The sequence below is a fragment of the Helicobacter sp. genome, assembly GCF_022770205.1.
GTDB lineage: Bacteria > Campylobacterota > Campylobacteria > Campylobacterales > Helicobacteraceae > Helicobacter_D.
This window is the reverse complement of the sequence record NZ_JALEIK010000018.1, coordinates 71,421-81,429: the sequence shown is the minus strand read 5'-3', so window position 1 is coordinate 81,429 and position 10,009 is coordinate 71,421. Positions and strand designations below refer to the sequence as shown.

Sequence of the window (10,009 nt, the reverse complement as noted above, 5' to 3'; positions counted from 1 at the left end):
GTTAGCATTTTTGCAATTTGTCGCTTTTCATTCACCTTTTGGGAGATGATTGCAATATCGGCTTTATTTTCTACAAATTTGATTTTCTCTAAGCCCCCTTGCGCTATCTCTGTGAAGCTATTATCTAAAGATGCCGATTGCACAAACTCCTCTTTATCACTCACTGCATCGCTTTCATAGAATGCCTTAAAGCTGCCTAGCATATTGCTCATACGATTTTCTGCAAAATTGATATAATCTTGCAGAGGCTTAATGTCTCTAAAAATTCCATAATATCCACCATTGTGGTCAATAATATATTTTGCAACGATAAAAGGGTGGGTATTGTTTTTAAAGGGCTGTTTTTCTCTTTTGTAAATATCCCATTGTGGCAACCAAAGGTAGCGATTCCAAATACCTTTTTCCTTTACCCAACTTTCCACCATTGGCACTCTACTTTCAAACTCTCCATCATAATCTACCTTAAAATTTTTTGCATTGCCCACTAAGGCTTTTGCTTCCTCTAAGCTTAGGTTAATCGTTTTATGGAATCTGCGCGCATCTAGTGCATTCTTATCCTTGCTGTATTTGTCAATAATAAAGGCACTCGGTGCGATGGATTTTAGTGTAATATGCACATTGTTTTCTTCTCTATTTGTCCATAGCTCTACAACGCTCATTCCTAAAATTAAGTTAAAATCGCGTTTTAAAATCTCTTTGTTATAAGCGGTTTGCTGTGAAAAAGTCTTTAGCAAATCATTAAGCAGATTCGCTAAGGCTCTATCTTGCTCTTGCCTACCACTGACACGCACTTCTTGTATGGCTTGAGATTTATAGCCTAAGATTTTATTGACAATCATTTTAAACATATTTTCGTGCAATGGCACTTGTCCGCGCGATTGAATCACGCTTAATACATCGGCGGGGAGTTGGTCGCTGTGATAATATTCTAAAGCCTCTTTAAACTCCTCTAAACTAGATTTAGAAGCCTCCAAGTCTGCTTTAAAGTATTCCTCTAGCTCTTGTATTTCCATTGTTTATTCTTTAATTTGCTTTTGAATATCATTGCGGATTTCTACAATGACTGGGTCGTAACCGATAATGCGCGTAATATCAATATCATTAATCGCCTGTAAGCAATTGCTTGCGTGGCTTCCAATCGCGCTAGATTCTTGCGCGTTTGCAACAACTTGTAAGAATCCCACATAGCAGTTTGCGCGATTAATTCTCGCATTGGATTCTACACCTTTTGCAATACTCTCACTTTGCACGAGGCTTTTTAAGGCTTCGGCTAGTTGGATTTTATTCTGCGCTTTTGCCGCATACCAAGAGAGTTCCATTTCCTCTAACTTCAAAGCTGTGCTAGATGCTAATGTTAGAATATCTTTTAAAAACTCCTGTTTCTTATCGCCTGTGAAGCTTGTTTGAATGTTTGCATCTTTAATCAGCTCTGTTTTGTAAAAGGTGTCAATGATACTTTGTAGGTTTGTTGTGAATGCTTTAATATCCATTGCTATGCCTCTGGTGTTTTATAATCTTGCGCTTGTGCTTTTGCTTGTGATTCTTTTTGCGATTCGTTCTCTTGTTTTTGTGATTGCGGTTCTTGCTTTTTAGCTGTTTTAGATTTTTCTTGCTGGCACAATTCTATAAACTCCGATTTTTTGCGTAAAAATCGCGCATAATGGTTGTCCTCTAATGTGATTAAATCGCCTTTTTTAAAGATATAGGTCTTAAAATTGCTCGCCTTGAAAGTATAAGGTGTTTCTCCGATATATTTAAATGTGGTTACATTAATTCTAATTTCCATTTTTCACTCTCCTTTGTTTGTTGTTTTGTTCTCTCTAAATCTGTGTTAATCAGTTCTAGCTTGCCTTCTAAAAGCTTAATCTGTCCAATGCCTTGATAAAGCAGGTTGTTAAGCTCTATTTTTTTAGCTTGCGATTCTTTGATTAAGGCGCGTTTGATGCTAATTTTTTCTAAAATCTGATTCACGCTTGCCTTTTTAATCTCTAAGGATTCTTTGATTTTTACTAACTTTTCATTTTCTGCTGCGCAAATGTCTTGCAAATACTCTCTACGGCTCTCTAAAAAGGCAATTTCCTCTAAAAGCGATGCGCTCTCCTCTCTTAGCTCTTTAATGCTCGCCTCTAACGCATTAATGACTTTCTTTAGTTCTAAAATTTCCGCATATTGTGCGATAATTTCTTGGTTTAAGCGATAAATATCCGCTTCTAGGGCGTGTTTTTTAGCCTCTAAAAGCGGGATTTTATCGCGGTGTGGTATGCTTATTAGTTTTACGCATTTTAGAATCTGCGCATTCAACTGAGTGTGTTGCAAAAGCGCGTTGGCAAACAGATATTCAAGTTGCATTTTTTTTGAATCATAAAGGTTTTTTAGATTCAAGTTGTTTTGTGCGGCAATGGCAACATTGAGTGTTTGCATAGAAGCACTAATCGCGGAATTTTTTGCAATTTGTGCGTTAAAAGTTTCTTTCAAGCCATTGTTTTTTTCTAATTCGTGCGTGTTATGCTCTTGCGCGCGCGCATTCTTTGCTTTTAGTCCTGATAATTCTATGTTAGACATTATTGAATCCTTTTACGCGATTCTATAAAATTTACATGGATTAAAAAAGGGTTAAAAATTTTAAAACGGTTTGATGGTTTTTAATTGCATTAGAGTCTGATTTAATCTAAGCATTGCTTCTATATCCCCTTTAAATTTTGCCTGTTGTAATTGCCATTTTAAAAATCTTTGCTTTATTTCAAAAATTCCAAAGCGCACATCTTTGAATTCTAACGGTTTGATATTTTCATCTATGGATATTTTTTGTAGAAGCTCTGTTTTTGCACTATTGCGGAAAAGGGCTATGAAGTCGTCTTTGAACCTCCCAAATTCTATGGGTTCTAAATAATTAATGCAGAGATTTAGTACATTTTCATCTTGCATACAACTCTTTAGCAGGGCTAGCGGCGTTAAATCGTGGTAATTTTCTTGTGCCCTCACACTTTTTTGGCTAACAAAGGGGATTCCTAGTTCTCTTAAAGTATCCATTAAAAGCGTCTTTTGAAAAAAGTTCTTTTGCGCATTAATGTGTGTTTTAATGTCATTTAAGAAGTTGTCTTTTTCCTTTGCGCTTTGTAGGTTGTTTAAGGATTCCTCTATATAATATTGTGGAATGGCTGTTTTTTTAAAGGTTGGTGGTGTGCCAATCTCAAGTAGTTCTCCTAAATCCTTGCATTTAGCATTGACTTTTGCCACAAAGGAATCTAAAAATCCTTGAAAAAAAAGCATTTGTGCACCCTTTAAGCTAGCCTTTTCTCCTGCTGCGTCTTTATCAAAGCATAAATGAATCCTCACACCATCGCACACGCGGTTAATTGCGCTTAAATGCTGTGTGTTAAAAGCTGTGCCGCAGGTTGCAATTGTGTTTTTAAATCCTAGTTTGTGCATAGCAATCACATCTATAAAACCCTCTACAACATAGCATTCTTTGCTTGAAGCAATGTGCCGTTTTGCAAAAGATATTCCATAGAGAAGCTGGCTTTTATGAAAAATTCTTGATTGTTTGGAATTGATATATTTGGCACTATTTTTGAAATTGCAATAGGGGTGCGTTCTTGCAGAAAAGCCTACGATTTTATGCGTAAAATTTCTAATGGCAAAGCTAATTCTATCGTGCAGAGGCACAAAAAGGCTTCCATTAGAATTACGATACAATAAGCCAATTTCTATTAGCTTGTTAATCTCCTCTAAGCTAAAATGCCGTGCTAAATCCTGCGGGATATAGCCAATGTCAAAGACTTCAAAATCTGCTTCACTTAAGCCTCTGTTTTTTAAGTATTTGACAACCTGTGGCGCATTTCGTAGGTTCTCTAGGCAAATATCATTAACCTTTGCATTCACGGCAAAATACTCTGCAATCGCATTATTGCCTGCTTGTTTAAGTTCTAGCCCTAATAAATCTGCAACTTCTTGCACGGCTTCTTGGAAGTTTAAACGCTTATATTCTTGCACAAATTTTATCGCGTCTCCACCCACACCACAAGCAAAGCAATGGTAAATCTGTTTATTGGGATTAACTTTAAAGCTAGGAGTTTTCTCCTCGTGAAAAGGACAACAGCAGGTATAATTCACGCCATCTTTTTTGAGTGGTACAAATCTACCTATCACTTCTACAATGTCTATTTTTTCTTTTAGTTCCTCTAAGTTGCTAATCATTCATACTCCTAAATCACTGGCATTTCTAATTCTTTTTGCACTTGCTCATAGATAATTTCTATATCTTTTTGCTTTGCGTTGTCCTCATAGAAACGTAACTTACTTTTATCAAATAAGATTCTATCCTTATAATGCTTGCCTGTTTGCTTGTTCTTTTTCACTTTAAAAATTCTTGCATTCTCATCATATTCCGAACCTTTTTGCTCTAAATCATCGCTTTTAGGTTTAACGCGTTCAATATGAATAATAATACTCGCCTCGTGTCCGCCCTTTTTGGTTCCTAAGGGATTGTCTTTATCTGTTTTAGAGTTTTGGCAGATGAAAATTACAAAAATATTTAAAGAATGGCAGAGTTTAGCGAGTGTGCTAAACTTTACACTTTCCTCCTCCTCGCTATTGCGTCCCGTATTTGTTACTCGCATTTGGCTATCAATCAAAAAGAATCGCACACCTTTTTTGTATAGCGATTTAATGTTTTGCGCAATTTCATTAATATCATATCCATCATTTATAATAAAGAAATTATCACTCTGCACAAAACTACAATTACCGCGCCGCTTTAGGTAGTCATCAATAGTAAATTCAAAGCAAAAAAAGCACACTTTAGTATATTTGCTAAGATTCTCTAAAATCTGTAATGAAAACATTGTTTTACCCGCTTCTGGTTCTCCAAAAATTAGCATTAATTGTCCAAGTTCAAAGCCACCACCAAAGCAATTATCCACAAAAGGAATGCCTGTTTTATAGGTTTGAGCTTTGGGCTTTTTGGCATATTCCTCCACCCAAACTTCTAAAGTTTTAAATTCTTTTGTTTCTACATCTAAATCTTTTTGTAAAACCATTAAGTCTAAAAGTGTGTTGTTGTTACTTGCCTCTAACAACGTTTTGCCGATTCTTTCTTGTGCTTTGATTTGATAAGTGTGTTTAAAAATTTCAATCAAGCTTAGGTAGTTAGGAGAGGGAGCGCAGAGTAATAGCTCTTGAAAATACTCCGATTCCCTTTCTTTGTTGCTTAAATGCTCAAAAAACGCATTCAAGCCTAACGCATTTTTCTGACACAAATCGTTAATGATTGTAATGGCTCTTTGGGCTTCTTTGGAAAAAATTTTTAGTTGCACTTTGTCTAAAAATTCTACTAAATCATTGGGATAATGAATAAAACTGATCAAAATTTCCAATTCTAAACGATTCACTGCTTCCATTTCCATTCCTTTAAAATACCCATTGCGGAAGCTGCTTCCTAAACTGCTTCAAAAAGAATCGCTCTAAAAGCTCCTCTTGTTCTAGCGCACTCCCAACAAAGCCTTTAATGCTTGCGTGGCTTGCCTTATTTTTTGCAAATTCTTTTGCAGTATATTGCGTATAATAGATAATTTCTTTTAACCCAAAATAGCGGTTAAAGCATTTATTGTCTGGGTCTTTTTTTAGATTAATAATAATACAATCTACAACTTCGAAGGGTAGATTTTGAAAAATTTCCTCTACTTTTGCTCTATCATAATCCGTGCCTTTAAAATCATCGCTAAAGATTAACTCGTTTAAAGCGTTCATTACTCCTCCTCTTCCTCGCGGTCAATGCGTGCAAAAATCTCATTTTTGAATAGTTCATTGGCGATAAATTTTACCTTTTGGATATTTGGATTATCAAGTTCGCTAATATAAAAACCTGCAAAGCGTGGTTCGTAATTATCGCAGATAAGCTTGATATATCCGCACAAATCCAAAAAGGAATCTGTATTTTTAAACTCTGCTAGGGGGTTTTGCTCTAGCAGATTTAATAAACGCGCCATTTTTAAGCACACCATTAAAAAAGTTGTCCTATGAATATCGTGGTTTAAATCGCTTTTTGCCGCAAACATTAACCCATTAATGCGTGCAACATTCTCTTTAAATGCACCATATTCTTTGCCTCTTTGCTTTAAAATTGCAATAACTTTTCGCATTGGCATTGTAGTTTTTTTCTCTCTTAATATAACTTTTCGCATTGTCTCTCCTTGTGTATTTCTGCAAAGATAAATAAATTCTCACACGCGTATCTTTCAACTGCTTGCTTGATAGCCATTTGCAAATAAGCATTCTTGCTTAAATGCGCTTGCCTGCTTTTGCTTGCAATATCTTTTAAGATTCCTTTGTGCAAAAGGAATCTTTTTCTTTTTTTTGTATGTTTTTGCTTTGCATTTTTGCCAGTCATATTTTCCCTTTTTGAACATTAATGCACACTCCACAATCACACTTCTGCTTTGATTTTCTAACAGCGCGATTATGTCTAGCATTTGAAGCATCTCTTGGCTTAGATAAAAGGTGCAGCTATGCACTTTCGTGCGCGCCTTTTTCTGTCTCCACCTACGCGTTTTACACATAGTAAAACAGCCCATTTTCGCGGTCAATTGCGCGCCCATTAACACGTATATTCTTGTAAGCATCACCCTGTGAGAAACTCCAACCTTGCGCCCTTAAGGCAGTGTAAATCTCATCATTTTCTGCCCTTTTTAGATTCCTTTTGTGCTCTTTTTTTGGGCTTTGTGTTGTTTTGGAATCTTTTTGACTAAAGTATCCACGCCAATCATTTGCCATACAACGCGTTAAATCCGCTAAAATATCGCAACCCTTTTCTTTTGCCCGCCTTAGCTTCTCTACGCTCACAATCGGCTTAATGCGCCACATTTTTTCCCGCCATTGCACCCACTCTTTTGCCTTTTGTAACTCTGCACCATTCAAGAATTCTTCTAAGTTGCAGGCTTTTTTATAATTTGAAACGGCTTTAGCGTTAGCTTCTAAGAGAGTTTTAAAAAATGCAGTGGTTTTTTGTAAGATAAATATTTCATCTTGTTGCGCGCTACTATTTTCTTTTTTTGTAATATCTATAATATTATTATTACCGCTCATTTCACCACTAGCGGTTAAATGAGCGGTGGATAGAATCTCGCAATTATCGCTAGGTTGGGATTTTTCAACCTCATTTTTTAAGCTTTGTTTAATGTTAATTTCTGCTTCAATCTTGCGTAAATCAAAGGCATTGCAATACTTAAATCCTAGCTTTGTTTGAGAGAATTTTCCCTCTGTGTTGCGATTGTCTATTAAAAGGATATAACCTAGCTTCATAAGCTCGCTTTTGCGTCTCCTTAGCGTTGCTATACTTGTATTGAGTGCTTTAGCAACATTTTCCCATACGATTTGCCAGTCTTTTGGTAGGCTCATTAGGTAAAAGGCTAACACCTTTGCGCCATCGGTTAGATTTTTATCGTGCAACAAATCATTAGGAATCATTGTGAATTTTTCATTGGGTGCGATATAAACAATTTGGCTCATCTTATCTCCTCTGTTTTTAAAGTCAATAATGTTGCCTTTAAGGCTTCATTAATCGTATCCTTTGCGTTTAGCAATGTGATAAAAAGGTCTGTTAATTTGATTCTATTTCTTTCAAATATGGCACTAAAACTTGTGGAATCATATTTTAAAGCCCTAGTTGTAATCATCACAGATTTTAAATGCAATGCATTCTCTAATCCGATAATGACTGATAATACTATTTCTGAATCATTTTCTAATAGGTCCAATTTGAAGTGAATCGCTTTAAAATTTTTTAGGTTTATAAACCATATTCCATCATTATCAAAATATTTTAAAGTTTTTTCCATTGTTTGCCCTTTATTGCTTGTGGTTTTCATTTTGCTACTCCCTCAATTTTTTGAAGTTCAGCCAAATACAAGAATGCTGCAATTTTCATTACTCACCTCCTAATAACTCGGGATTTTCGTGGATATTACCCACTACTACAATATCAGGATTTGCCAATTTATCAAAAGCTTTAAAGGCTTCAATGCAGACAAATTCAAACGCTCAATAAAATCACTCTTAGCCTCCAAATCTGCTAGTATTTGATATTTATCCTCATCTCTGACATAATCCTTTTTGCTAACCACATATAATCTAAAATCAAAATCTTTTAGTTTCATTCTACCACCTCACTTATCTAATGAAATCCATATTTTTCACTACAAACTTTCAGTTTATTCTTAGCATGATTCATTGGGAAACTCCTTGCAATCTTTTAGTTATTGCTTTTGCATAGCAATTTTCAGGGCTAATTGGTGTGCAACCTGTAATCACATTCCAAGTTTTATCCGTCCATTCTATTTTGTGCATTTTATCCCCCTTTGTTTTTCAACACATTTCAAAACCGTAAGCGGTGGATTGCCTGCGCCGCTGCTAACTTTTAGGTAAATAAAATTGTCAAAAACATAGTAAAACTTCCCGCTATAACGCATACCATTTGTGCCGATAAAAATTAATTGTTTTGTTTCCATTTATGCCACTCCGTCTTTTAAAAAATCTTTCAAAAACATTCCGTGTTGTTGTCCCTGTGTTTCTACATAATGCGCATAGATTTTAAGCGTCATATTGGGATTTGTATGTCCTAGCATTCGTTTAGACACCCAAAGCAAATTTTCACTATGTGATAACATAATGGACGCAAAGGTATGCCGCGTGTGGTAAAGCGTGCGGTATTCCAATCCTACATTTTGCAATAAAAGTTTCCATTCTTTTTGTAATTTATGGTGGAATCTTATATAGGTATCTTTGGAGCAGAAGATATACTCGTTTTTGCCGCTTAATTGTTTTTGTCTTTTTAATGCCTCTTTCACAAGAGGCAAAATGTCAATCTCTCTAATGGAGCTTCTAGTTTTTGGCAGTGTTATATCGTAGTAATTAATCGTTTTAGTAATAGAAATTTTACCTGCTTTAAAATCTACATCGCTCCACTTTAACGCAAGAATTTCGCCCGTTCTGCAACCCGTGAAAAATGCGATTTGCAGATAATTTCTTAAAACTTGGTTTTTACAACTATTAAGCAATAAGCGAACTTCGTCCTCTGAAAAAGCCTTAACTTTTCGTGTTATTTCTGTTTCCATAGGCATTTTGAAGCGTAAATTAGGAACTTTGTTAATTACTCCATATTCCTCTGCTAAAACAAGAACGCGCTTTAGAATTCCTAATTTCAAATTGATGAAACTTTTTTTGTGTTTTTTCTCTAAACAATCGTTAAAAAAGTCTGCAATTTTCATACGATTCATATTAACGACAAGACAATCCGCACCAAAGTACAACAAAAGTTGTTTAGCAATGCTTTCATAAATTGCTTTAGAAGTGGGTTTCAAACCTGTCCATTCCTTTGCAAGCAAAGTCATAGCCGCTTTAAGCGTGAAATCGCCTTTATCTGCACTAAAATTGTCGTTTGCTAGTTGATGGATTGAAAAGTCAATCTTTTTTTGTTTTTTTTGCGCGCGCATTTTTTCTCTAAAGCCCGCTCCTGAAACATTATCTTGCGTTTGTTTTTCTTTGTCTGCAATGATTTGCATTACATTTTTACGCACATAGCGTAAATTATTTTTATTGGATTCCAACCCCGTGCTAAAACGATGATATTTGCCATTTAGCATTTTGTTGATGAAAATTATTCCATTTCTAATTTGCACGCCGCTACTAATTCTTGGCATTTTTTACCTCCATTGTTTGATATAGAGGCTTTATAATACTTTTCGTTCCTACGTAACAAGATTCCGCGAAAAGCCCATCAGCAATATTTTGTCCTAAAGACCACGCTTTGCGCAACAAGATTCCGCGCCTACCGAATGCACTAGAGCTAACCAAACCAAAACAACTCATAGAGTATCCTTACTTAATGAAATTTTCTTTGATATATCTAAGTGTTTTTTAAGGATAAAATAGATATGGCGCAACAAGATTCCGAAAAAGCGGAAAAATTGTTAAAAAAATAAAGGCGTTTCAATTACGAATTTTGCGTAATTTG

At 35.5% G+C, this 10,009-nt stretch carries 16 protein-coding genes and 1 pseudogene; all 17 read right to left on the bottom strand.

All coding sequences use genetic code 11. The features are described 5' to 3' along the window. Window positions 1-1,013: pseudogene (locus MRZ19_RS03705) on the bottom strand (portal protein); the annotation flags it as partial. Between the two features lie 3 nt (window positions 1,014-1,016). Beyond that, window positions 1,017-1,490 (bottom strand): hypothetical protein, encoded by a 474-nt coding sequence (locus MRZ19_RS03700; protein ID WP_291030460.1) that lies wholly within the window; start codon window positions 1,488-1,490, stop codon window positions 1,017-1,019. A gap of 2 nt (window positions 1,491-1,492) precedes the next feature. Then, window positions 1,493-1,786, bottom strand: a complete 294-nt coding sequence (locus MRZ19_RS03695; RefSeq protein WP_291030458.1) for a hypothetical protein — start codon at window positions 1,784-1,786, stop codon at window positions 1,493-1,495. Next, window positions 1,765-2,562: a hypothetical protein gene (locus tag MRZ19_RS03690; protein WP_291030456.1), complete on the bottom strand. Its 798-nt coding sequence runs from the start codon at window positions 2,560-2,562 to the stop codon at window positions 1,765-1,767. Before MRZ19_RS03690 ends, MRZ19_RS03695 begins: the two co-directional genes overlap by 22 nt. Before the next feature lie 60 nt (window positions 2,563-2,622). Further along, on the bottom strand, window positions 2,623-4,197 hold the full coding sequence (gene dnaG, locus MRZ19_RS03685) for a DNA primase (protein ID WP_291030454.1): 1,575 nt from the start codon (window positions 4,195-4,197) through the stop codon (window positions 2,623-2,625). 8 nt (window positions 4,198-4,205) lie between these two features. Further along, on the bottom strand, window positions 4,206-5,399 hold the full coding sequence (locus tag MRZ19_RS03680) for an ATPase domain-containing protein (RefSeq protein ID WP_291030452.1): 1,194 nt from the start codon (window positions 5,397-5,399) through the stop codon (window positions 4,206-4,208). A gap of 10 nt (window positions 5,400-5,409) precedes the next feature. Continuing rightward, window positions 5,410-5,748, bottom strand: a complete 339-nt coding sequence (locus tag MRZ19_RS03675) for a hypothetical protein (protein ID WP_291030450.1) — start codon at window positions 5,746-5,748, stop codon at window positions 5,410-5,412. Continuing rightward, a complete protein-coding gene (locus MRZ19_RS03670) occupies window positions 5,748-6,182 on the bottom strand; it encodes a DUF6378 domain-containing protein (protein WP_291030448.1) in 435 nt (144 codons plus the stop codon). Before MRZ19_RS03670 ends, MRZ19_RS03675 begins: the two co-directional genes overlap by 1 nt. Before the next feature lie 54 nt (window positions 6,183-6,236). After that, a complete protein-coding gene (locus MRZ19_RS03665) occupies window positions 6,237-6,512 on the bottom strand; it encodes a ribbon-helix-helix domain-containing protein (RefSeq protein ID WP_291030446.1) in 276 nt (91 codons plus the stop codon). Window positions 6,513-6,549: 37 nt separating this feature from the next. Further along, window positions 6,550-7,506: a hypothetical protein gene (locus MRZ19_RS03660; RefSeq protein WP_291030444.1), complete on the bottom strand. Its 957-nt coding sequence runs from the start codon at window positions 7,504-7,506 to the stop codon at window positions 6,550-6,552. Next, complete coding sequence (locus MRZ19_RS03655; protein WP_291030442.1) at window positions 7,503-7,865, bottom strand: hypothetical protein; 363 nt, start codon at window positions 7,863-7,865, stop codon at window positions 7,503-7,505. The genes MRZ19_RS03660 and MRZ19_RS03655 overlap by 4 nt, the downstream gene beginning before the upstream one ends. Before the next feature lie 58 nt (window positions 7,866-7,923). After that, window positions 7,924-7,992, bottom strand: coding sequence for a hypothetical protein (locus MRZ19_RS08535; protein ID WP_366936146.1), 69 nt, complete (start codon window positions 7,990-7,992; stop codon window positions 7,924-7,926). Beyond that, on the bottom strand, window positions 7,971-8,153 hold the full coding sequence (locus tag MRZ19_RS03650) for a hypothetical protein (RefSeq protein ID WP_291030440.1): 183 nt from the start codon (window positions 8,151-8,153) through the stop codon (window positions 7,971-7,973). The genes MRZ19_RS08535 and MRZ19_RS03650 overlap by 22 nt, the downstream gene beginning before the upstream one ends. 70 nt (window positions 8,154-8,223) lie before the next feature. Then, on the bottom strand, window positions 8,224-8,343 hold the full coding sequence (locus MRZ19_RS03645; protein ID WP_291030438.1) for a DUF5131 family protein: 120 nt from the start codon (window positions 8,341-8,343) through the stop codon (window positions 8,224-8,226). Beyond that, on the bottom strand, window positions 8,331-8,504 hold the full coding sequence (locus MRZ19_RS03640) for a hypothetical protein (RefSeq protein WP_291030436.1): 174 nt from the start codon (window positions 8,502-8,504) through the stop codon (window positions 8,331-8,333). Before MRZ19_RS03640 ends, MRZ19_RS03645 begins: the two co-directional genes overlap by 13 nt. After that, window positions 8,505-9,695 (bottom strand): site-specific integrase, encoded by a 1,191-nt coding sequence (locus MRZ19_RS03635; RefSeq protein WP_291030434.1) that lies wholly within the window; start codon window positions 9,693-9,695, stop codon window positions 8,505-8,507. Next, a complete protein-coding gene (locus MRZ19_RS03630; RefSeq protein WP_291030432.1) occupies window positions 9,682-9,864 on the bottom strand; it encodes a hypothetical protein in 183 nt (60 codons plus the stop codon). The genes MRZ19_RS03635 and MRZ19_RS03630 overlap by 14 nt, the downstream gene beginning before the upstream one ends. Window positions 9,865-10,009: the final 145 nt, after the last annotated feature.